This window comes from Pseudomonas sp. PONIH3 (assembly GCF_002934345.1).
GTDB classification, from domain to species: Bacteria; Pseudomonadota; Gammaproteobacteria; order Pseudomonadales; family Pseudomonadaceae; genus Aquipseudomonas; species Aquipseudomonas soli.
Genome location: NZ_CP026386.1, coordinates 2,391,194 through 2,413,571 on the forward strand (window position 1 = coordinate 2,391,194; position 22,378 = coordinate 2,413,571).

The window sequence follows — 22,378 nt, forward strand, 5'->3', positions numbered from 1 at the left end:
AAACTGGCCCATATCCCTTCAAGCCTTCATGGCCTGCCGTTGACGTTGCCGAAATCGCTTGATGAAATCAGTGTCGACTAGCTCATTGAACTCTAGGGCCAAACCGCAGTTTACGAGTGACGCCAAGGCGCTGTCCGAGAGCGCAAAGCTGTTCGGTATAACACCACATTTCCTCACCTTGTTGTCGTCAACGCGGGCCAGGAATGCCTTCACGAAGTCGGAGAGCCCCGATTTGCGGCTCTCGGTAGCAGCCGCAGTGGCCGAATCGTCGGCGGTAACCCCTGCTCGCTCGGCATCGGTGCCAATTGCCTGAACGACGTCACTCAAGGCTGGCCAATACTTCAGGTCAAACTGGTACTGGAGACGCTCCAGATCATCCTTCACGTAACTTTCGTACTGATAGTTGTGCTCCGAAGCTTCGTGAACGATGTCCAGGATGTGGTAGTGAGTGCCCGAGCTGAAACCTGAACGGTTATGAAGGTCATCGCGCCGATCCAGCAAGGCTGCCATCTGGTCGGCCAGCTCGCTGATTCGGCTGTTGATCCCAACCAACTCCTCTCGTGCCTGCCTAGCTGCTCGGTTTTTCGTAGGATTCCATCCATCAGCAGCATGAACGAAGGCATCCCAAAAAACATAGAGAGCCCTAGGGGTGGAGGCCAGTGCGGCATGAACCTCATCGTAAACATCCGCTAGTTCGATACGGCGTTTGAGCATTCCGGCGATGATGCTTTGCACATTCGGCCAAATACGCTTGGCGTGGAGATCCTCCATCATAGTGTGCAGAAGGGTTTCACACTGTTTTACGGCTTCAGTAGATGCGTACACTCGGTGGTACCTGTTGGATAACTTGTGCCAAGGCTACCGCTCGACATCCATTGGGGCGGTACCTATTTAAAATTCTTTTCCAACCCAATAGGTACGCGGACATCAGCTAGTCCTTACTTTGCGCTGCAGAAGGCCATGGGCTAGGCCAGTTCCCAGGCAACAAATGGGACTTGATCTCGCAATTGGTGCCCCTACGTCTAGAGAGAAGCAACGAACCACTCACCCAATTCGACAGAAAGACAGTATTTTGAACTGCAGGATGGCGTCTACGGTGTACAGTGGACGTCATGCTTTCAATCGGAGCTGATTCGTCGTAATCAGAGACCATTGCCTAGACCTAGCCAGAGACAGCCCCTCCTGCAGGCCATCCTGCGCTGAGCGACCACTTGAGTTGTGCAAGGATGCGTTATGCCCAGATACCTCAGTAACAGCGCAATACGCCTTTTGGAAGCAAGCCAAGAATCTTTGGCCTTGGCGCTGCATTGCCTCGGCACTCCAAACCGGGGAAGCCTGAGAGTTGAGGTAGCTCGATACTCACCCGCGATTGGATTGGTCGGAGCCGCCGCTGAGCAAGCTTTGGCTGCGATTATCGTACAGGTTCGGGGCGATGAGGCGCTGGCTGCTTCCCCTACCCAGTACAAAAGTGCGCGACAAATTTTGTCGGACATGAGGGATTTACTCCGCGCTCCCATTCCTGCCAGCTCTTTTCTGACCGCAGGCGTAGCCGACCCTGCTCAACACCGCGAGTCGATCCTGCAGGCATCAGAAGGATTTTCTGTACTTTTCACCTACAGGGCGACCGGGCTCCATGCCGGCCTTGGTTTGTCTCGCACAGTCACACTGAAACAAGCAGTGAAGGTTCACAATTTTCTTGAGCTCCTAGCAAAGTCAACACGTATCCGCGCATACATGGATCGGTTGCCGATACCACCAGATGAGGTCATCGACCAGACCGTATTGATTGATGACCTCATTCAGAAATTCCAAAGTACCGATGCAATGACCGAGCGGGTCAATGCCTTACGATCTTTGTTCCTGATCCTCCCTGAAGTTCCCCCTGAAGCACCAGAGTGGCTTGAAGCGTTTGACCGCTCCGTGGTGTCACCACGCCCTGCCGACATCACCTTGCTTTTGGATACACTTGAACGTGCGGCCCCGATGAGATTCCGTCGCATGAATGCAGGGGGCCAAGCACTTCCAGTAGTTGTCCGGCCTAACGACCCAAATGCGTTACCCATCGCCTTGCAGGACATGCGCCAGGCCTTTGGCCACGCGCGCGAGCAGTTTGGCGCAGACGTGGGAAATGCGAATGGACGGCTTGATCAAGAAATTCTGGATCTACCCCCAGAATCTTTCTTGCTCGACTTGTGCCTCCAAGGCCCTGACCAACTACGCGAGACTCTGGATCGGCAAACGCTCACCGGGCAGGAGGTGTGGCCTTTCGTGGCTACTGCACTGAGCCAGCAAGGCACAGAGCGCCCTTACTGGTTCCTGGTATCGATGGTCGACGACATCGGACAGCTAATAGGCCAGCTCCGCAGGGCTTCGGCGGTATCGGCTCAGGGACAGTTCAAAGAACGCTGTACGGCAGCCATCAGAGCCCTCGAAGCCAAAAGACAGGAGCGCACACTTCCGCCCGCTTCTGAAATCGCAACCTTTACCGTCACGCAAACTGCTGCGGCTGAGGCCACACGAGATAACATTCCCGACTCGATGGAGCGCAACGAAGGCACTGCTCGTGAAGCATCTTTGGAAGCAATGCCGCCATTAGCCGCGTTGTATGCTGGCGAATTCACTGCCGGCCAGGCTTTCCCTGCGGTGTATGCATGTGAGAATCCAGATTCTAAGAAATACTGGACTCGCCAGTTGCTCATTGCAGCGACCGATACCAGCGACCGCTCAATGCTCATCACTGCCCTGCGAGACCCTGAATTCGCCAATCTGAAGACGGATGCTCGAAAAGCGCTGCGCCTGGTGGATATTTTGACCTATGGGCCGAATATCGAACTAGGGTGACCTCGATCCGTTCTACGACATCGGAGCACTCCTTCGTATGCCTCGAACCCAGCAAAACCTCACCAGCCTGAGAGACACCTTCAGCCAGATCTTGGGCAACCAGAAAGACCACTACACGGATACGCGGATCCCTGAATTGCTTTTCAGGCTAGGGCTGGATGATTGCACTGAGTACAGCTCCAAGCGGCGACACCTTGAGAAAGCAGTAGAGAATGCAAGCGATGCGCAAATGGTGGCTGCTGCTCAGAGGGCTTTAGAGCAGATTGGCTTCGATGTTCACGAGCGAGACCAGCTTCAAGAGCTGGTGTGGGACGATGGAACAGCGCCTATCATTCCTGGTCGCTACCGTCGAGAGCTGGCAGAAAAGCTCAACACCATTGAGCTGTACCTAGACAGGGCTGCGTTTGAACAGGTGCTCAGCGAACTCTGGCAAATCGACACGCTCTCGGTCATTGACTTTACTTGGTCGACCCCGACACTTCGCAAGGAAATTATCCGGCACTACATTGAAAATTCCGACTGGGATGCTGTGACACTGTTCGACAAGCTCGGAGCGTTTCAGTCCTCGCACGCCCGGTTTGGGCGCTTCATCGAGGCCCTGGCTTCGTCGCGGGTACTGCCCAGCGAATCTGCTCAGCGAATCTTCATCGAAATCGTCAACGGCACCCTCTCGGCGTGTGGCGTCCACGTTGTTGTTGGCGTGGGAGAGGATGCGTTTCTGACTGCATCGCTGGCCTACATGGGATCAGGCAAGCAATCATCTCCCAAGAATCTGATCTTTGCTTCGACCGCGAAGCCAGACCTACGCTTGGGCAACGCGCTGGACAACGATATCGAGATCGTAACCGGCGCTGAAAATGTCTTGATCTATGACCGCCCTATCGGGAGTGCAGGGCTCCTTTGGCGCGATCTGCAGGCCTGGTATTCCCAGACCCACAGTATCGATGAAGGCCAGGCCAAAAATCGTTTGTATCGACGCTTAGAAGCCTGCCTGCCGAAGTCATCGCCACCTCAAGTCCTCGCCTTTTCGAGCTTCTACAAAGCCTTCACAACAGCGATTCCTGAGCTTCCGGCCTTGTTACCCGAAGTCTGGTTCCACTGGGATCCTCAAACGGTCTCAAAACGCGGCAAACAGGCTCTGCTAAGAGCGCGCATGGACTTCCTCCTCCTGCTTCCAGGCGGGGTTCGAGTTGTCATCGAAATTGACGGCAAAGAACACTACACAGATCCAAACGGGCGCCCTAGTCCTCGCACCTATGCCGAAATGATGGCCGCTGACAGGTGCCTAAGACTCGTGGGATACGAGGTCTATCGCTTTGGAGCTTACGAGCTAGGGCAGCCCAACGCAGAGGAGGTGCTCATCAGCTTCTACCGCTCACTTTTTGAGCGTTACTCGCTCCTGCCAGTTTGATAATTTCGGGGTTTGAACACGGTGTAGATATTGTGTGCAACAGACTTTAACTGGATATATAACCAGTTAGGTTGGGTTGTCAATTTACGCTCAAATGTAGACCCCAAAGTGGCCATTTGATAGCGTCACGCAACTGGGTGCGAAGTACCACCTACACGATACCCGAGGCAAATCCCTTTTCGCCTTGGAAATGGACTAATCGACACGCGTGGCAAGGCAGGCGAGCTTTGATTATTACACCAGCAGGCCCCTTCAATGGAACGACCTGGGAGGCGACGCTTCAGCTCGTTCTGAAGTCAAAATTTGGCGCTGACGGCTACCAGCATGTGCCTGCCACACCGGGTGACTTTGGCATCGAAGGCTTCACCAAGCACACCGGGCTTGCCTTCCAGTGCTACTGCCCTGACGCGCTGTATGAGCGCACCGTGCTGAACAAGAAGCAGCAGGACAAAATCACCCGCGATCTGAAAAAGCTGAAGGACAACCAGTCTAGTCTTCAGGGGATTCTGGGTACCACGAAAATCAAGGACTGGTACTTTATCACCCCCGAAGTCGCCCACAACGCACTGCTGACCCATGCGCAGAAAAAGCAGGATGAGGTCAGGGCCTGGTCGCTTCCGCACCTAGATGAAAACTTTACCGTCCTGATACACGATATCGACTTTTACATTCAGGAAATAAACCAGCACCGAATCTCGGCTGGCGTTCCGATCTCTATCGGCCAAGACAACCAGACCATCCCGAAGGTCAACGAGGGCCTGACCTCTTACGACGAAAACCTGGAACGTAAGACCGAATTACGGATGTCTGAAAAAGGTGAGCGGGCGGTCGCTGCGCTTTTCAAGCTAACCAAAAATTCATTCCTTGATCACGACAGTTTCTTTCAGGATCTCTACGCGAAATCGCCCCAGACCTACTTCCAGGTTGCGAAGACCTTGAACGGCTTTGAGGAGAACGTCGAAGAATGGAGCCTGACCACTTCCGACCACCCGGATAAGCTGGTCGAGATGATCAAGAATCGGTTAGCCGCTCGGCTGCTGGACGATGAGCGCCTGAAGATTGACGGAACACTCACGGACGACATAGTGCGCAGAACAGTCGCCCGTTGGCTTGCTGTCTGCCAACTGGACTTCTACAGCTGATGGCAACGATCAAGTTCACCCCAAGACCCATGCCGGTTCTGACCGAGCTCAGGCCGATGTACAAGATTTGCCAGGCGCTGCTGATCCTCCACCTCTGCGGGCATGGCAGTAAGTGCAGCCTGGTCAAACTTCACCTGATGCACTGGGCCATGAAATCGCCCAGGCGGATGGAGACGATGATCCTGGCCGCACAACTGGGCCAAATCAGCCTCCCCGTCTGGGGCTTCGATCCGGCGCTCTCCATCGCCCTGCAACTTGCGTTCAGGGACGGGTTAATCGAAGCGACCACCACCGGTTTTAAATTGCTTCCCAAAGGCCAGCAAATGGTAACGGACATCATGAGTGATGGAACCGTCATGGCTGACGAGAAAGCCACGCTTTCCAAAATTGGTCGGAAGATCACTGAAAGCATGGTCAAAACCATATCCAAGGAATGGGAATAGCCTTGTTCATCAAACGCATCAAAATCGCAATCGAAACGACCGGTGGCCCGTTCGGCTTCATGGCTGAGTTTTCACGCAACCTCAATATTATTCGTGGTCGAAACTCTGCAGGTAAAAGCACCATCGTGCACAGCATCCTCTACGCCTTAGGTATGGAGGAACTGATTGGTGCTCAGAATGCCGAGGCGCTGACGTATGTGCTGAAAGACCACGTGGAATACGATGACACCAAGCACTATGTCACGCGCTCCATGGTCATCATGGAAATGGAATCGAAAGGCAAGACGATCACCATCACTCGTAAGATCAAGGAAGATGGTGTAAACCCGAAGCTAGTCGAGATCCAAGAGTGTGCGGTTCTCAGCAAAGGGGAAACGGCACCAATCCTGTATCGGTTCCTGCACGACGGCGGGAGTGCCCAGCTCCGGGAGGGGTTCTACACCTACCTGGAAAACTTCCTGGGACTGCAGCTGCCCATGGTTCCCCACACAAACGGCAAGCAGGTCAAGTTGTACCTGCAGTACATATTCGCCGCGATGGCCATTGAACAAAAGCGAGGGTGGACGGACTACATTGCCAACCTGCCCTACTTCGGTGTCAAAGAAGCGCGGATCAAGATTGTCGACTTTCTGGTTGGCACCAATGTGTTCGAGATGGATGCCATTCGGGCTCGCCTCGACCATGAGTCACTGGAGCTGAATACGTCCTGGCAAGACACCTACAGAGCAATCACTAACGATGCTCTGAAGAGTTCGATGAAAGTGCAAAAGCTCCCGAGAAATCCAGTCGTGGACTTCCTCCCTTCGAGCGTGTCTTACATGAAGTCGACGCTGCAAGGCCTCGTCGATCTGGATACCTACAAGAGCAATCAGATTCAAGCTTTGAAGAAGCTGACGAATGATGAACTCAAATGGAAAGACTCTGCCCCTGAGGAAACGCTTAAGCTCATTGAGCACGAGACGGCCAGGCTTCAAGAGCTGACGGTTGCATACGAGGCCTGTGTGGGTGAACTCACGTTGCATCGTGCAGCGAGAAATGCCAACGCTCTTCACCAGCGCCAGGCCGAGGAAGAGCTGTCGAAGAATCAGGCAGCCCAGAAACTCATTCGATACGGTGCGTCCCTGAAGCTGGATGTTGCCAGCGACGTCTGTCCGGCATGCCAACAGAATATCGGCCATTCCCTGACCGACCTCCATGAAAGCACTCCGCACATGGACATCACGACCAACATCGATTATCTGAAATCCCAGATAAAAATGCTGGAGCGTGATACTGCCGGCATTGAGCAGTCCATCAAAGAAACTATGGTGGTCAGCGAGGAGCTCGCCAAGCGGATTGCTCAATCCAAGGACAAACTACGTGCGCTGAAAGCCGACCTCACAACCAATGCTGTGGTGTCGAAGGCCAACCTGCGCCAGCAGTTGCAAATAGAGATGAGCATCGAAGAAGCCTCTCTATTCCTGCAGCGTAATGAAGAGCAGCTGGAAACCCTGGTCGAGCTCTCAGCACGCTTCAAGCAGAACCTGCAGAACAGGGGTGAGCTGCCGAAGGATCACTACTCGGATGCTGATCTGGCCAAGTACGATTTGTTTGGTAAGATCTTCCGTTCCAACGTCGCGTCATTCGACTACCACAGTGCCCCGATTTCAGACATAAAGTTCAATGTGGACAACCTGCTGCCGGAGCTCGACAAGATCGAACTTCGGGAGATCTATCGGAAAGATTTCAGCGAGCGCAAAGCTGCCTCTACTTCCAGTTCCTCCAAGTCCGGCTCCAACATCGCACGTGAGTCGAGTGCCAGTGACTTCGTAAGGTTGATCTGGAGCTACATCCTCACGCTGTACGAGACCTCCGCGCACTTCACGGTCAATGGAAATCACCCTGGTTTCATACTGCTCGATGAGCCAGGTCAGCACTCGATGGCCACCAAAAGTCAGCTCGCTTTGCTTCAAAAACTCTCCGCCTCAAAGAACCTGCAAAGCATCGTCGCCGCTTCGTTCGATGACAGTGACGCAACCTACAACGAGGCCACTCACAACGTTCAGTTCAAGCTCATTCATCTCGGTGACAAGGCTATCGTGCCGAACGGGGATACGGTGCTGACAGGGGACTGAGTGACTGGGCTTCATGGGTGTATTGGTTTGCGGGCCTATGAGTGAGTAGTACACACAACTACTCACACACCGCGTACTCACTCACACACCCAGCAGTAGTTGATTTTTAGGGGCCATATGCGACTCGGCAAGTCCTACAGAAAACCTCTTACCCTCAACAGGAACCGCAGCGCTTAGGGCAGGTGCTTTACCTGGTCGGGTTTAGTGAAGGGGACGCGCCGGATGAGCTCGCCCTGCCAAGAATAATTAGCTTCTTTAAAGGCCTCATTCCCTCCACATGCCACGAGATGGACTCGGCGGTCTCGTAACTTGCTAAGGCGCTTCACTCGCCCGCCTATCGCCTCCAGTCGAGACCGCTCGCGGGATCGCTCACACGTGCTCACCTGGCGACTGTCCTTTGATCACATGTGAGCAAGGGGTTAACTGTGCTTGATGCCAAAGTTGGTGGGGCCTGAACGAAGCCACAACCTACACACCTACACACCTTCCCCTCATTCCGGTCAGATAACGATTCGATTCCCTCTACCCGCTCCATCTCGCATTCCCCGCACGACGTTCCATTGACGTCGTCGCTGTCAAAAGGAGCCTCGGCTCCTTTTTTCTTTTCCAACGTGCCTTTGTTGATCTGGCCCATAGCCACCGCCGCGCCAATTGGCTTGAATACACAGCCGTTCGCGGCGCCTGACCGCTACGCTTTCTGAAACATCTCCAAAGGACTGCGCATGTTTCTCTCCCGCTGGCTACCGGGCCTGGCCAACCTGCTGCACTACCGCCGCGAGTGGTTCCATGCTGACCTCCAGGCCGGCCTGTCGGTGGCCGCGATCCAGATCCCCATCGCCATCGCCTATGCGCAGATCGTCGGCCTGCCGCCACAGTACGGCTTGTATGCCTGCGTGCTGCCGATGATGGTCTATGCCCTGGTCGGCAGCTCACGGCAATTGATGGTCGGCCCGGACGCCGCCACCTGCGCCATGATCGGTGGCGCCGTGGCACCGCTGGCCATGGGCGACCCGCAACGCATCGCCGAGCTGTCGGTGATCGTCACCGTGCTGGTGGGCGTGATGCTGATCGCCGCTGGGGTGGCGCGGGCCGGCTTTATCGCCAGCTTCTTCTCGCGGCCGATCCTCATCGGCTACCTCAACGGCATCGGCCTGAGCCTGCTCGCCGGGCAGTTGTCGAAGGTGGTGGGATTCAAGATTGAAGGCGACGGATTCGTCCTCAGCCTGATCAACTTCTTCCAGCGCCTGGGCGAGATCCACTGGCTGACGCTAGCCATTGGCCTGGCCGGCCTGGGCCTGCTGATCTGGCTGCCACGGCGCTATCCGCGGCTGCCGTCGGCGCTGGTGACCGTGGTGGTATTCACCGCCCTTGCCGGGCTGTTCGGCCTGGACCGTTTCGGCGTGGCGATCCTCGGCCCGGTGCCGGCGGGCATTCCCGAGCTGGCCTGGCCACAGAGCTCCCTGGCGGAAACCAAGAGCCTGCTACGCGATGCGCTGGGTATCGCCACCATCAGCTTCTGCAGCGCCATGCTCACCGCCCGCAGCTTCGCCGCCCGCCACGGCTACGCGATCAACGCCAACCATGAGTTCCTCGCGCTGGGCGTGAGCAACCTGGCCGCCGGCATTTCCCAGGGCTTCGCCATCAGCGGCGCCGACTCGCGCACCGCAGTCAACGACATGGTCGGCGGCAAGAGCCAGCTGGTGGGCATTATCGCCGCACTGGTGATCGCCTTGATCCTGCTGTTCTTCACCGCGCCCATGGCCTGGATTCCCCAGGCTGCGCTGGGCGCGGTGCTGCTCATGGCCGGCTGGGGTTTGATCGACGTGAAGTCGCTCAAGACCATCCGCAAGCTCAGCCGCTTCGAATTCTGGCTGTGCCTCCTGACCACGGTCGGCGTACTCGGCCTGGGCGTGTTGCCGGGCATCGTGTTCGCCGTGACCCTGGCCATCCTGCGCCTGCTCTACAGCATCTACCAGCCCACAGACGCCGTGCTGGGCTGGGTGCCGGGCATCGAGGGCCAGGTGGACGTGCGCCAGCACAAGGATGCCCGCACGGTGCCAGGCCTGCTGGTGTACCGCTTCGACGACGCGATCCTGTTTTTCAACGCCGACTACTTCAAGATGCGCCTGCTCGAAGCCGTGCAGAACGTGGACAAAACCCAGGTAGTGCTGTTCGATGCGGAAGCTGTGACCAGCATCGACGTCAGCGGCATCGCCGCCCTGCGCGAGGTGCGTGACACCCTCGCCGCCCAGGGCATCCACTTCGCCATCGCCCGCGCCCGCGGCACCTTCCTGCGCATGCTAGTGCGTTCCGGGATGGCGCGGGAGATGGAGGAAAACCTGCTGTTCGGCTCGGTACGGGCGGGGATTCGGGCGTATCGGGTATGGCGCAACAGGGCTCGCCGGGAGGGTGCTGCGGATTGAGGGAGGGGGACTACCACGCACCGACGCCCCTTGAACGGGGCCTCGGATCGGCTTTACGACAAACAAGCCCGCGCCACAGTCTGTGTCCCCTGCCCATCATGTTGCCGATCAGTAACCCAGCTTGCGCAGCAACTGGCCTTCGTTCTGTGGCATCGGTCGTTTATAGAAACGCATCAGCTCACCGGCACGGTTGGTGAAGATGCCGTCGACGCCGGCTTTCATCGCCTTGTCGAAATCCACCGCCTCGTCGAGGGTGTACACGTGCACCAGCAGCCCCTTGTCGTGGCTGGCTTGGTTCATCCACGGCTGAATCAGGTCGGAGTAGCTCTGCTCGCCGAGGTCGGTGCGGATTGCCGAAGGGCCGGTACCAATGGCGCCACCGGCCTTGGCATAGTCGAGCCAGCGCAGGAACTCGGCACGGTCCTTGGGTTGCTGACGGGCGTAGAAGGCCGACTTGACCTGCTCGCCGGATTCGGCGAAGTCCTGCCCCGATGCCGGCTCGATGCTGCCCTTGGCCACCCACAGCAAGAGGATCTTCGGTACCTGCGGCATGGCCTCGTGCAGCAGCTTGAGGCTGTTGCGATCGAAGGTCTGCAAGATCACCTTACCCGGCTTATCTAGCCAGCCACGGGCCTCGAGGCGCTTTTTCAGGTCCTGCTCGATACCGGGAAACTGCGCCGGCTCCTTGGTCTCGATATACAGGCCCGGGTGACGCTCGGGGTTGCCTTCGGCGATATCGATCACTTCGTCCAGGGTCAGGATACGCTGGCCCTTGAACGCTTCGCGGGCACGCTCTGGATAGGCCTTGTTGAACCAGCTGCCGGCGTCCAGCGCCTTGAGTTCGGCCAGGGTGAAGGCACTGACCGGGCTCGCTTTGCGCTCGGGGTAACGTGCGGCGACGTCGCTGGTGCGGGCCAGCATATCGTCGTGGACCACCACCAGCACGCCATCGCGGGTGCGTTGCAAATCCATTTCCAGGTAGTCGGCGCCCAATTCGCGGGCCAGCAGGTAGGCAGGAGTGGTGGATTCGGGAGCATCGAACGAGGCGCCACGGTGGGCGATCACGGCCGGATGCGGGATGTCCTGGGCCTTGGCGAGGGCCTTGCCGTCAGTGGCATGGGCCGCGGTGCTCGCCAGCAAGGTGGCCAGGAGAAGGGTCTTGTACATGGGTAATCCTTTGCAGATCGGGGCCGGCCTCTGGAAGACGCCGGCAAGGTCAACGGTGCAGTCCTTGAGGGCGCAAGCCTCGCACACTCTGCATGACATGCTAAAGTCCCCGGCGTTTTCCGCCACACCCAATGGACCGCCCATGCCCGCACTCGACGCCCACTTGCCCACCTGGGCCGACCTCAACCAGCGCCACCCCAGCACCGCCCTGCTGCTGGGCAATGGTGCCAGCCGCGCGCTGTGGAAACCGTTCGGCTACTTCTCGCTGTTCGAGGAAGCCCAGCGGGTGCGGCACAAGGCATTGGGGGTGAGCGACCAGGCACTGTTCAAGGCCTTGGGCAGCGAACTGTTCGAGCCGCTGCTCAGCACCCTGAACACCACGGTGCGGGCCAACGCCGCGCTGGCGATCAACTCCACCGCGCCGCTGAACCGCTACTACTCGATCAAGGAAGCGCTGATCCACGCGGTGCGTGCCGTGCATCTGCCCTGGCCGCGCTTCCCCGGCGCGACGCGCACGGCCATCAACCAGGCACTGCGCCAGTACCGCAACATCTACACCAGCAACTACGACCTGATCCTGCCCTGGGCCGTGGCCGAGGATACGCAAGGTTTCGCCAACCTGTTCGACGAACAGGGTTTCTTCGACGTGCGCCGCAGCCAGGCCGACGGTATCCGCATCCTCCACCTGCACGGCGGCATGCACCTGCTCAAGTTGCCCGACGGCAGTACCCGCCGACGCAGCGCGGAACAGGCCGAACTGCTCGAAGGCTTCGCCGTGAACATTCCCGGCGAAGTACCGCTGTTCGTCAACGAAAGCCGCAGCGAAGACAAGCTGCGCGCCATCCGCAACTCCGACTATCTGTCCTGGAGCCTGGGCCAGCTGGCCCGCGAACACGACGGATTATGCTTGTTCGGCCAGCACCTGGACGCCAGCGACCAGCACCTGCTCGACGCCATCCGCCAGGCGCGGCCCAAGCACCTGGCCATCGCCATCCGGCCACTGAGCGAGGCATCGATCATCAACCAGAAGCAGCACTTCATTGATCGCTTCGGCGATCTTTCGCAAGTTCCGCTGCACTTTTTCGATGCTGCCAGCCACCCCCTGGGCTTGGCTGAACTGGCCATCCCCGTTCCGGCCGCACAGGATCGACGGCGCTGAGCCGCACACTTTGCAAATGTAAATAATTCTCGATAAGATCCGCACCCTTTCCTCTCCGCCAGCCCCGGAAAGCGTGCATGCAGCGCCCCAAACCCGACCCCGTCGCCCACGGTTTCTATGCCGACATCCTGCATTTCCTGCGCAAGCGCATGGACAATGCCAGTGACGCCGCGGACATGACCCAGGATGTCTTCGCCCAATGGCTGGGTTACCGGGATCGGGCCAAGGTGGAGCAGCCGCGCGCGTTCCTGTTCCAGGTGGCGCGCAACCTGCTGAGCGACCATTGGCGCAGGCAGAAAGTGCGCCATGCGGCGCTGGCCGACGACACCCTGCCCGAGCAGCAGGACGCGCCGGCCAACGATCCGCTGGACCACGCCCAACAGCAACAACGGCTGAATCAATTGCGTCAGGTGCTCGCAGAACTCTCGCCGCGACGCCGCGAAGCCCTTATGCTGCACCGTTTCGAAGGCCTGACCCAGGCCCAGATCGCCGAACGCATGAACATTTCCGTCAGCATGGTCGAAAAGCACATCGCCGCCGCCCTGCTGCAATGCAAGCAACGCCTGGACAGTGACAACGGCACGGAGCAGTTCCCATGACCCCCACCGACGAGCTCGACCCGCGCCCGATCGACGCCCAGGCGGCGAGCTGGTTCAGCCGCAACCGCAACCAGCCTTCACGGCAAGACCGCAAGGCGTTCGCTCGGTGGATGCAGACGCCCGAGCACACCCGCGCCTATCGCCAGTTCGAACAGCTGTGGGATGACCTGGCGGCACTCAAGCAAGCCAATCGCCCCGTGCCCTTACCGGTACCCCGGGCGCCACGCTGGCGCCCGGCCCTGGCAACGGCGGCGGCCCTGCTCTGCGCAGTGCTGGCCGGCAACCTGGGCGCGGGCAGCGAAGCCTTCAGCCAACGCATCAGCGCCAGCCAGGCCGTACAGGTGCTGCAACTGCCCGATGGCAGCCAGCTGCATGTCAACGCCCAGACCCGCCTGCACCTGGACTTTAGCGCCGAACAGCGGCTGATCCAGCTAGAACATGGCCAGCTGTATATCGAGGTGGCACCCGACAAAGAGCGACCGCTGTTCGTCGATGCGGGCAGCGGCCGCGTGCGCGTGGTCGGCACTGGTTTCGATGTGCGCCGGGGCGACCGCGAACTGGTGGTGGCGGTCGCCCACGGCCAGGTAGCGTTCGACACTCCCGGCGAACGACAACCGCCGTTGTTGCTAGGTACCCGCCAAGGCGCCACCTACGATCTCGCACGCGGCACCCTGACCCGCCGTGAACTGGGCGAACAAAAAGTGGCCGACTGGCGCGAAGGCCAGGTGAGCTTTCGCAACCGCGAACTGGCCAGCCTGATCGACGAGCTCGGCCTGTATCGCAAGCAGCCGGTGGTGCTGGCCGACCCGACGCTTGGCCGCTACAAGGTGTCCGGCAACCTCGACGTCCACGACCCGGACGCCCTGCTCAATGCCCTGCCCGCCCTGCTGCCGGTCAAGACCACCTTGCTGGCCGACGGCCGCCTGCGTATCGAACGACGCTAAAAAATAATTTGAGAATTTTTATCATTCGCAGGTGAGGTTTTGTCGCAACATCGCGTCTTCCTCCCCGCCTGCCGCGTGATGGCGGGCTTTTTCCGGCCTTTTGCCGTTTGGGGGAAACCATGTTGTCCGCGTTGCGTCCATTGCACTGCCTGCCTGTCCGACCCACATTGCTGGCCCTGTGCCTGGCCATGAGCCTGGCCGCCGAAGCCGCACCGGTACCATTCGACCTGCCGGCGCAACCGCTGGCGCGCTCGCTGAGCCAACTGGCCCAGCAGGCCAAGGTCCAGTTGCTGTTCGACGAGGCCCTGCTCGGCAGTGCCCAGGCGCCAGTGCTCAAGGGCGACTTCGAAGCCGAAGCGGCCATCAGCCGCCTGCTGGTGGGCAGCCGCTTCAACGTGGTGCGCATGGGCAACACCTATGTGGTACGCCTGCGCGAAGACGATCCGGCTGCCGACAACAGCCTGCAACTCGGTGCCGTGAGCATTGTTGGTGATGGCCAGCAGGTCGACGCTGGCAACGTCGGGCGCTCGACCCTCGACCAAGAGCAGATCGACCGCTACCAGCCCAGCAACATTCCCAGCGTGCTGGCGACCCTGCCGGGGGTGAATATGGGGGGCTCGTCCAAGCCCGGCGGCCAGACCATCAACATCTGGGGCTTCGGCGACGCCGAGGACGTGCCGATGACCCTCGACGGTGCGCCCAAGAGCGGCTTCGAGCGCTATCAGCAAGGCACCATCTTCATCGAGCCCGAGCTGATCAAGCACATCGAGGTCGAAAAAGGGCCGCACTCGGTCAAGACCGGCAATGGCGGTTTCGGCGGCAGCGTCAACATGGAAACCAAGGACGCCGGCGACCTGCTTCAGGAAGGTCGCAACAGCGGTGCGATGCTCAAATACGGCTATGGCAGCAACGACCACCAGCAGATCTATAGCTCGGCATTGTTCGGCCGTACCGACGACGGTCGCATCGACGGACTTGTGTATTACACCAAGCGTGACGGCGGCAATTTGAAAATGGCCGACAGCCTGCCCGACCCCACCGGCAAATGGCCAATCAACCCCCAGCGCATCCCCTACAGCGCCCTGGACTTGGACGGCGCCCTGCTCAAGACCAATATCCATTTCACCGACGAGCACAGCCTGGGGTTGTCCTGGGCACAATCAGAAAGCCAGCGCTGGACCACCTTCTCATCGACCGCCTTCAGCACGCCCCCCACTGCGGCGGATATCAAGAAGTACGGCTACGAAGCCGCCCTCAAGCGCTTCCTCGCCAACCGCCGCACCATCGACACCACCTGGTCGGCCACCTACAAGTACCAACCGATCGAGAACCCGTGGGTAGACCTGCAGGTGAAGTACTCCGAATCGGACACCAAGCAGACCGACGAGCGCGACGCCACGGCGTTCTTCCAGCCCGCCACTGGTGGACGCAAGATGGACACCGAGTACAAGGACCGCATGCTCGATGTGAAGAACACCAGCACCTTCCTCACCGGTCCCCTGGAGCATGCGCTTACCGCAGGCGTGCAGCTGCGTCGCCATGACCGTGACACGCAGATGTGGATGCCCGGCAAGACCTACGAAGTACCCAAGTACAACCATGGTCACTACCAGCCGTACTTCATGCCCAGCGGCCAGGTCGACAGCCAGGGCTACTACCTGCAGGACGCCATCACCCTGGGCGACCTGACCATCACCCCATCGTTGCGCTACGACCATGTGACCAATGAGGGCAAGCCCAACCAGGCGCCTTACTACAACAACCCGGTGGCTGGCCACGACTACAGTGACAAGACCTACAGCGGCTGGTCGCCACGTCTGTCGCTGTTCTGGAAGATGACCGAACAGACCGCGCTGTTCGCCGACTACAGCAAGACCTGGCGCGCCCCGGTGCTGGATGAACAGTATGAAGTGCAGGGTGTCGGCAGCCGCACCGCCACCAGTCGCAACCTCGACCCCGAGCGCATCACCGGTGTACGGGTCGGCAGCATCAGTACCTTCACCAATGTGTTCAGCCAAGGCGACAGCGCGCAGATTCGCACCATGGCATTCCACAACAAGGTCACTGACGAGATCTTCAAGGCCACCGGCATCGGCTGCCAAGAGCAACTGGTCAGCGGCGGCACCATTGCCAACACCTGCGGCGACGGGCTGATGGGCAACTACCGCAATATCGGCGACGTGACCTACAAGGGTTTCGAAATCGAGACCTTCTACGACGCCACCTATTGGTTCGGTGCGGTATCGTACGCGTGGATGGAAGGTCGCCACGAGGGCGCGTACACCAACCCCTGGGGGCCGGATGTCTGGGCCAAGGATGTACCGGCACCGAAATGGATCACCACCCTTGGCGTGAAGATCCCGGCCTGGGATGCCCGTGTCGGCTGGACCGCGCAGTTCGTCGGCGCCACCCACCACCTGCCCAGCGACAAGTACTTCGAGGGCCCCGCGAGTGCGCTCGGTGACCGTTACTACGACAACTTCGGCAACGAGAAGTACCAGATCCACGGCCTGTTCGCCAACTGGAAACCGCAGCAACCCTACCTCAAGGGCACCGAGGTCAACCTGACCGTGGACAACCTGTTCAACAAGGCCATCCGGCCGGAGCTGTCAGGTGAAAACGCCTATACCCAGGGACGCAATGCCAAGATCAGCGTGACCCGGTTCTTCTGAGCCTGCTGGCAGGCAATGATGCAACGGAGTGCATCACCTGCCGTTCGCCACCCGCTCCTGGGCCCTGGCGACATTCACCTGCATCGCCACGATGGCCAGCTCATGGACTGCCTGGGCGACGGCATGCGTGCCGCGCACCTGCATCCACGACAGGATGTCGGCGAGGTGCCAAAGCGAGAGCGTGCCGTCATGCACCGGGGCCGGAAAGCTACGGTGATGGGTGAGCATGAGCTTGCGCATGTTCTGCCGGGAAACCCCCACCAGCTCCGCCACATCGGTCAGGCCGACCAGGTCGGGGCTGACCTCGATCAGCCGGGCATCCGGCAACACTTTCCGCACATCCGCCAAAGCGCTGTGCAGTGCCTCCCGCGCCGTGCCGCCCTCGCGGGCGAAGGCAAGGGCCAGACGGCCCGGTTGGCCGCTACCGACCACTGCATCATCGCAACCGGCCTCCCCCAGGCGCTCGATCAGCGCCTCGACGTCCATGTCCTCGGTCAATTGGTATTTGAGGGTGAACTCGTACTCCATCACTTTCGCTCCACTGACTGATTGGCTATCACGCTTGTCGACGTACAGTTGTCCACGATCCGGCATAACTGGCGGGCGAAGGTGCCCGGGTTTCTGGGCGTGCTCCACACGCTGGTGATGCAGAACTCGCCGCAGCGGCATTCGCGGTCGTTGTTAGGGCAATAGACCCGCCCCCAGCAATGGCCTCCTCGCACCGTGACTTTCCAGCCCCGCGCTTCGGCGTGCTTCAGGGACTGCTCGACTTCCTTGTTTGGATGGAGGGGACGGACCATCGTTCGAGCTCCAGTATGGACATGAAAAAAAGGTTGTCAAGTGACAACCAGGCAACGCTGATGGGCGCCATCACAAGCCAGACTAGGTGCCGAGTGGGATGCAAAAGACTCAGAAAGGTCGTTTCGGAAACCACCTAACCGAGATTGGGAAAATGCTGTAGGTTCAGATGAGATCGATCACCCAGCGATCAGGCCATCCGCCTGCAGCAGGGTCTCCAGGCAATGCTCGCGCACCCCATAGAACGCCTTGAGCTCGGCGATTTTCTCCAGCAAACCCGCATTGTCCTGGGGCTGGCGGCGCTTGACCGCAAGGATCATCTTGTTCTTGTTGGTGTGCTCGAGCGAGATGAACTCGAATACCTTGGTCTCGTAGCCGCAAGCTTCCAGGTAAAGGGCGCGCAGGCTGTCGGTGAGCATCTCGGCCTGTTGGCCCAGGTGCAGCCCGTACTGCAGCATCGGTTGCAACAAGCCCGGGCTGTGCAACTGCGGACGGATCTGCTTGTGGCAGCACGGCGAGCACATGATGATCGCGGCGTTGCAGCGAATGCCGGTGTGGATGGCATAGTCGGTGGCGATATCACAGGCATGCAAGGCGATCATCACATCGATGGCCTCAGGCACCACGCTGCGCACATCGCCGCATTCGAACATCAGGCCCGGGTGCTCCAGGCGCGCGGCGGCGGCATTGCACAACTCGACCATATCCGGGCGTAGCTCGACACCAGTGACCTGCGCCTCACGGGCTAGGGTGTTGCGCAGGTAGTCGTGCATGGCAAAGGTCAGGTAGCCCTTGCCCGAACCGAAGTCGGCGACCTTCAGGCTCTGCTGGGCGTCCACGGGCGCGTCGCTCAAGGCATGGTCGAAGACCTCGATGAACTTGTTGATCTGCTTCCATTTGCGCGACATGGACGGGATCAGCGCGCCCTGCGCGTCGGTTACCCCCAGGTCGCGCAGGAACGGCCGCGACAGCTCCAGATAACGCCTCTTCTGCCGATCATGGCCAGCCGCGCCCGCCTCGCGGGGCGCCTGCTGGGCCAGGTGCCGGCGCAGCATCGGCTTGCCCTTCTTGCTGAACTCCAGGTGCACCTCGCCGGCAGCGGTGAACAGGTGCGCGTTGCGAAAGCTCTCGGGTAGCAGTGCGGCCACCAGCGCCTGCGCCTCGTCCAACCCCAGGTTGCGGGTGATGTCGCGAGTCTGGTGGCGGTAGACCAACGACAGGCAGACCTGGCCCTTGATCTGCACCGGCTTGGCGATGATCCTCTGCAGGGTCTGGTCGGTGCCGACATGGCGGGCCAGCACCAGCTTGCTCAGGCTGCCGTCGCCCAGGGCATCGGCGAGCAGGCTCAGGAACTGGGCGCGCGCGTCCGGCGCGCCAGGGGCGGAGGAAGGGGAAGACATGGGAACGGGTGCCTCGAAATGCGGGGGCGCGATGCGCAATGCCGGGCATTCTACGTCGATAGGCCCCCTGGTGAAACACGGACAACTGGCCAACAGTCAGTCGAGAATCACCAGGCGGTTGGGCAGTTCGTTGCGCGCATGGGTCGCAGGGACATGCTCGCTGAGCAACTCGCCGCAGGCCTCGATGCATTCGACGAAGCCCTGCAAGGTCTGGCCCTGGCTCACCTGATCGGTGAAACGGGCGACGATCGCCTCGCGTGCCTGCTCGGGCAGGTACCGGGCGATGCCCTCGTCGACCAGGATCTCGACATGCCGCTCGGCTTCGCTGACGAAGATCAACACCCCCGTGGCGCCGGCAGTACGCTGCAGGTTGAGCTCGAGAAACTGCTGCCGGGCCAGGCCCGAGGCGCGCCGGCGGCGCAGCATCGACGGCACCACCCAGGTAGCCAGGCGCGGATGGCGCAACACCAGGCACAAGCTGATGAAGGTCAGCATCTGCGCCAGCAACAAGCCATTGACGCCAATGCCGCCCAGCCACAGGTGCAACACACCGGGTACCAGCAAGGCCAGCAAGGCGGCCCAGAGCAATGGCAGATAAGGGAAGTCATCGGCTCGGCGGGCCAGCACCGTGACCAGCTCGGCATCGGTGCGCCGCTCGGCGCGGGCGATCGCTTCGGCGATCTGGCGCTGTTCGTATTCGGTCATGCCATCGTCTCTCGAGCGTTCTTATCATTGTTATCCCGGCAATCGGGTGGGCGGGAGTGTATCTCAACAAGTGCCCCATATAAGGCATAATCCGCGACTGCGTCGGATCATGGATGAATGATCCACAGAACGGCCAGCGGACACGACAACAACAGGCGTACGAAACGTCTCGGCCCACCGCTATCACTCGACAACGGAATTGATGATGAAACTGTCTTTGCTGGGCCTGGCCATGGGCCTTGCCAGTCAGGCGGCCCTTGCCGCCCCTACCGCCCCGCCCCTGCAGGACAAGCAGGCGTTCGTCGACCATCTGGTCAGCCAGATGACCGAGGCCGAGAAGATCGGCCAGCTGCGCCTGATCAGCATCGGCCCGGAAATGCCCCACGCGAAGATCCGCGAGGAAATTGCCGCCGGACGCATCGGCGGCACCTTCAACTCGCGCACTGCCCCCGAGAACCGTCCGATGCAGGACGCGGCCATGCGCAGCCGCCTGAAGATCCCGATGTTCTTCGCCTACGACACTATCCATGGCGAGCGCACCATTTTCCCGATCGGCCTGGGCCTGGCCTCGTCCTGGGACATGGACGCCATCGCCAAGGTCGGCCGCACCTCGGCCATCGAGGCAGCCGCCGACTCGCTGGACATGACCTTCGCACCGATGGTCGACATTGCCCGTGACCCGCGGTGGGGGCGCACCAGCGAAGGCTTTGGCGAGGACACCTACCTGACCTCGAAGATCGGCCAGGTGATGGTCAAATCGTTCCAGGGTTCGAGCCCCGCCAACGCCGACAGCATCATGGCCATCGTCAAGCACTTTGCCCTGTACGGTGCCGTGGAAGGGGGCCGCGACTACAACACGGTCGATATGAGCTTGCCGAAGATGTACAACGACTACCTGCCGCCCTACCGCGCCGCGCTCGATGCCGGTGCCGGCGGGGTGATGGTGGCGCTGAACTCGATCAACGGTGTGCCGGCCACCTCCAACACCTGGCTGATGAATGACCTGCTGCGCAAGGAGTGGGGCTTCAAGGGCGTGACCATCAGCGACCACGGCGCCATCCAGGAACTGATCCGCCATGGCGTGGCCCGTGACGGCCGTGAAGCCGCCAAGCTGGCGATCAAGGCCGGCATCGACATGAGCATGAACGACACCCTCTACGGCGAAGAACTGCCCGGGTTATTGAAGTCAGGCGAGGTCAGCCAGGCCGAACTGGACCAGGCGGTGCGTGAAGTGCTGGGCGCCAAGTACGACATGGGGCTGTTCAAGGACCCCTACGTGCGCATTCCCAAGCCTGAAACCGACCTGAAGGACTACTACGCCGAGGACCGCCTGCACCGGGAAGCCGCACGCGATGTCGCACGCCGTGGCCTGGTGCTGCTGGAAAACCGCGAGCAGACCCTGCCGCTGAAAAAGGCCGGCACCATCGCCGTGGTCGGCCCACTGGCCGATGCGCCGATCGACATGATGGGCAGCTGGGCCGCCGACGGCAAACCGCAGCACTCGGTCACCGTGCGCGAAGGCCTGCGCCGCGCCGTGGAAGGCAAGGCCAAGCTGGTGTACGCCAAGGGCTCGAACGTCACTGGCGACAAGGCGATGTTCGACTACCTGAACTTCCTCAACTTCGACGCCCCGGAAATCGTCGACGACCCGCGCCCGGCCGCGGTGCTGATCGACGAAGCGGTCAAGGCCGCCAGGCAGTCGGACGTGGTCGTGGCTGTGGTCGGCGAGTCCCGTGGCATGTCCCACGAGTCCTCGAGCCGCACCACCCTGGAAATCCCGGCGGTCCAACGGGATTTGATCAAAGCGCTGAAAGCCACCGGCAAACCCCTGGTGCTGGTGTTGATGAATGGCCGCCCGCTGTCGATCGCCTGGGAGCGCGAGCAGGCTGACGCCATCCTCGAGACCTGGTTCAGCGGCACAGAGGGCGGCAACGCCATCGCCGATGTGCTGTTCGGCGACTACAACCCCTCCGGACGCCTGGCCATCACCTTCCCGCGTTCGGTTGGGCAGATCCCGATGTACTACAACCACATGCGCATCGGCCGGCCGTTCACCCCAGGCAAACCCGGCAATTACACCTCGCAATACTTCGAGGAGCCCAACGGTCCGCTGTATCCATTCGGCTATGGCCTGAGCTACACCAGCTACGAGTTGTCGGACCTGACCTTGTCGCAAACCGAGCTGAAACGTGGCGCGACCCTCAAGGCCAAGGTCGTCGTGAAGAACACCGGCAAGCGTGACGGCGAGACTGTGGTGCAGCTGTATATCCAGGACCAGAGCGCGTCGATGAGCCGCCCGGTCAAGGAGCTGAAGAACTTCCAGAAGCTGATGCTCAAAGCCGGCGAGTCGCGAACCTTGACCTTCGACATCAACGAGGAAGACCTGAAGTTCTACAATGGCCAGCTGCAGCGTGTCGCAGAGCCTGGCCAGTTCAATGTGCAGGTTGGCCTGGATTCAGAGGCGGTGCAGCAGCAGAGCTTCGAACTGCTGTAAGCCAGAACAGGCCCCGTCGCGGGGCGAACCGATCCTGCAGGTGACAATGCGGGGGCGGGCTTGCCC

17 protein-coding genes are annotated in these 22,378 nt (G+C 60.2%); 11 read left to right on the top strand and 6 right to left on the bottom strand.

The genetic code is table 11. The features are described from left to right. Positions 1 to 18: 18 nt before the first annotated feature. Positions 19 to 825 carry a hypothetical protein gene (locus C3F42_RS11110; RefSeq protein WP_256586292.1) on the bottom strand — a complete coding sequence of 269 codons (807 nt, stop codon included), beginning with the start codon at positions 823 to 825 and terminating at the stop codon, positions 19 to 21. A gap of 408 nt (positions 826 to 1,233) precedes the next feature. On the opposite strand from C3F42_RS11110, the gene C3F42_RS11115 reads away from it, so the two are divergent. The 6 genes from C3F42_RS11115 to C3F42_RS11145 all read left to right on the top strand — a co-directional run bounded on the left by C3F42_RS11115 (position 1,234) and on the right by C3F42_RS11145 (position 10,374). Further along, positions 1,234 to 2,841: a hypothetical protein gene (locus tag C3F42_RS11115; RefSeq protein WP_104444442.1), complete on the top strand. Its 1,608-nt coding sequence runs from the start codon at positions 1,234 to 1,236 to the stop codon at positions 2,839 to 2,841. Positions 2,842 to 2,878: 37 nt separating this feature from the next. Next, positions 2,879 to 4,252 carry a hypothetical protein gene (locus C3F42_RS11120; protein WP_104444443.1) on the top strand — a complete coding sequence of 458 codons (1,374 nt, stop codon included), beginning with the start codon at positions 2,879 to 2,881 and terminating at the stop codon, positions 4,250 to 4,252. Between the two features lie 227 nt (positions 4,253 to 4,479). After that, positions 4,480 to 5,394, top strand: a complete 915-nt coding sequence (locus C3F42_RS11125; RefSeq protein WP_104444444.1) for a hypothetical protein — start codon at positions 4,480 to 4,482, stop codon at positions 5,392 to 5,394. Beyond that, a complete protein-coding gene (locus C3F42_RS11130) occupies positions 5,394 to 5,837 on the top strand; it encodes a hypothetical protein (RefSeq protein ID WP_104444445.1) in 444 nt (147 codons plus the stop codon). The genes C3F42_RS11125 and C3F42_RS11130 overlap by 1 nt, the downstream gene beginning before the upstream one ends. 2 nt (positions 5,838 to 5,839) lie before the next feature. Next, positions 5,840 to 7,951 carry an AAA family ATPase gene (locus C3F42_RS11135; RefSeq protein ID WP_371920585.1) on the top strand — a complete coding sequence of 704 codons (2,112 nt, stop codon included), beginning with the start codon at positions 5,840 to 5,842 and terminating at the stop codon, positions 7,949 to 7,951. 722 nt (positions 7,952 to 8,673) lie between these two features. Next, positions 8,674 to 10,374, top strand: a complete 1,701-nt coding sequence (locus C3F42_RS11145; protein WP_094010153.1) for a SulP family inorganic anion transporter — start codon at positions 8,674 to 8,676, stop codon at positions 10,372 to 10,374. A 108-nt stretch (positions 10,375 to 10,482) separates the two neighbouring features. Here C3F42_RS11145 and C3F42_RS11150 read toward each other — a convergent pair whose 3' ends face one another. Next, complete coding sequence (locus tag C3F42_RS11150; RefSeq protein ID WP_094010154.1) at positions 10,483 to 11,541, bottom strand: glycerophosphodiester phosphodiesterase; 1,059 nt, start codon at positions 11,539 to 11,541, stop codon at positions 10,483 to 10,485. A 142-nt stretch (positions 11,542 to 11,683) separates the two neighbouring features. On the opposite strand from C3F42_RS11150, the gene C3F42_RS11155 reads away from it, so the two are divergent. From C3F42_RS11155 to C3F42_RS11170, 4 genes are all read left to right on the top strand, one after another. Further along, a complete protein-coding gene (locus C3F42_RS11155) occupies positions 11,684 to 12,700 on the top strand; it encodes a DUF4917 family protein (RefSeq protein WP_094010155.1) in 1,017 nt (338 codons plus the stop codon). Positions 12,701 to 12,777: 77 nt separating this feature from the next. Further along, positions 12,778 to 13,299: an RNA polymerase sigma factor gene (locus C3F42_RS11160; protein ID WP_023631645.1), complete on the top strand. Its 522-nt coding sequence runs from the start codon at positions 12,778 to 12,780 to the stop codon at positions 13,297 to 13,299. Then, complete coding sequence (locus tag C3F42_RS11165; RefSeq protein ID WP_094010156.1) at positions 13,296 to 14,243, top strand: FecR domain-containing protein; 948 nt, start codon at positions 13,296 to 13,298, stop codon at positions 14,241 to 14,243. Before C3F42_RS11160 ends, C3F42_RS11165 begins: the two co-directional genes overlap by 4 nt. 119 nt (positions 14,244 to 14,362) lie before the next feature. Beyond that, entirely contained in the window at positions 14,363 to 16,915 is a 2,553-nt protein-coding gene (locus C3F42_RS11170; RefSeq protein WP_104444447.1) for a TonB-dependent receptor, read from the top strand. Positions 16,916 to 16,948: 33 nt separating this feature from the next. Here the strand turns inward: C3F42_RS11170 and C3F42_RS11175 are convergent, their stop codons facing one another. From C3F42_RS11175 to C3F42_RS11190, 4 genes are all read right to left on the bottom strand, one after another. Beyond that, entirely contained in the window at positions 16,949 to 17,443 is a 495-nt protein-coding gene (locus C3F42_RS11175; protein WP_094010158.1) for an AlpA family transcriptional regulator, read from the bottom strand. After that, positions 17,443 to 17,715 carry a hypothetical protein gene (locus C3F42_RS29870; RefSeq protein ID WP_094010159.1) on the bottom strand — a complete coding sequence of 91 codons (273 nt, stop codon included), beginning with the start codon at positions 17,713 to 17,715 and terminating at the stop codon, positions 17,443 to 17,445. The genes C3F42_RS11175 and C3F42_RS29870 overlap by 1 nt, the downstream gene beginning before the upstream one ends. Positions 17,716 to 17,892: 177 nt before the next feature. Then, entirely contained in the window at positions 17,893 to 19,113 is a 1,221-nt protein-coding gene (locus C3F42_RS11185; RefSeq protein ID WP_104444448.1) for an SAM-dependent methyltransferase, read from the bottom strand. Positions 19,114 to 19,209: 96 nt separating this feature from the next. Continuing rightward, positions 19,210 to 19,818 (bottom strand): TPM domain-containing protein, encoded by a 609-nt coding sequence (locus C3F42_RS11190; protein ID WP_023632611.1) that lies wholly within the window; start codon positions 19,816 to 19,818, stop codon positions 19,210 to 19,212. Between the two features lie 202 nt (positions 19,819 to 20,020). On the opposite strand from C3F42_RS11190, the gene bglX reads away from it, so the two are divergent. After that, entirely contained in the window at positions 20,021 to 22,312 is a 2,292-nt protein-coding gene (gene bglX / locus C3F42_RS11195; protein ID WP_023632610.1) for a beta-glucosidase BglX, read from the top strand. Positions 22,313 to 22,378: the final 66 nt, after the last annotated feature.

What these genes read in the sequence shown, in the direction of transcription:
- C3F42_RS11165 (WP_094010156.1), top strand. Translation starts at nt 13,296, where the DNA reads ATGACCCCCACCGACGAGCTCGACCCGCGCCCGATCGACGCCCAGGCG.
- C3F42_RS11175 (WP_094010158.1), bottom strand. Translation starts at nt 17,443, where the DNA reads ATGGAGTACGAGTTCACCCTCAAATACCAATTGACCGAGGACATGGAC.
- C3F42_RS11150 (WP_094010154.1), bottom strand. Translation starts at nt 11,541, where the DNA reads ATGTACAAGACCCTTCTCCTGGCCACCTTGCTGGCGAGCACCGCGGCC.
- C3F42_RS11130 (WP_104444445.1), top strand. Translation starts at nt 5,394, where the DNA reads ATGGCAACGATCAAGTTCACCCCAAGACCCATGCCGGTTCTGACCGAG.
- C3F42_RS11170 (WP_104444447.1), top strand. Translation starts at nt 14,363, where the DNA reads ATGTTGTCCGCGTTGCGTCCATTGCACTGCCTGCCTGTCCGACCCACA.
- bglX (WP_023632610.1), top strand. Translation starts at nt 20,021, where the DNA reads ATGATGAAACTGTCTTTGCTGGGCCTGGCCATGGGCCTTGCCAGTCAG.
- C3F42_RS29870 (WP_094010159.1), bottom strand. Translation starts at nt 17,715, where the DNA reads ATGGTCCGTCCCCTCCATCCAAACAAGGAAGTCGAGCAGTCCCTGAAG.
- C3F42_RS11120 (WP_104444443.1), top strand. Translation starts at nt 2,879, where the DNA reads ATGCCTCGAACCCAGCAAAACCTCACCAGCCTGAGAGACACCTTCAGC.
- C3F42_RS11155 (WP_094010155.1), top strand. Translation starts at nt 11,684, where the DNA reads ATGCCCGCACTCGACGCCCACTTGCCCACCTGGGCCGACCTCAACCAG.
- C3F42_RS11145 (WP_094010153.1), top strand. Translation starts at nt 8,674, where the DNA reads ATGTTTCTCTCCCGCTGGCTACCGGGCCTGGCCAACCTGCTGCACTAC.
- C3F42_RS11160 (WP_023631645.1), top strand. Translation starts at nt 12,778, where the DNA reads ATGCAGCGCCCCAAACCCGACCCCGTCGCCCACGGTTTCTATGCCGAC.
- C3F42_RS11185 (WP_104444448.1), bottom strand. Translation starts at nt 19,113, where the DNA reads ATGTCTTCCCCTTCCTCCGCCCCTGGCGCGCCGGACGCGCGCGCCCAG.
- C3F42_RS11115 (WP_104444442.1), top strand. Translation starts at nt 1,234, where the DNA reads ATGCCCAGATACCTCAGTAACAGCGCAATACGCCTTTTGGAAGCAAGC.
- C3F42_RS11190 (WP_023632611.1), bottom strand. Translation starts at nt 19,818, where the DNA reads ATGACCGAATACGAACAGCGCCAGATCGCCGAAGCGATCGCCCGCGCC.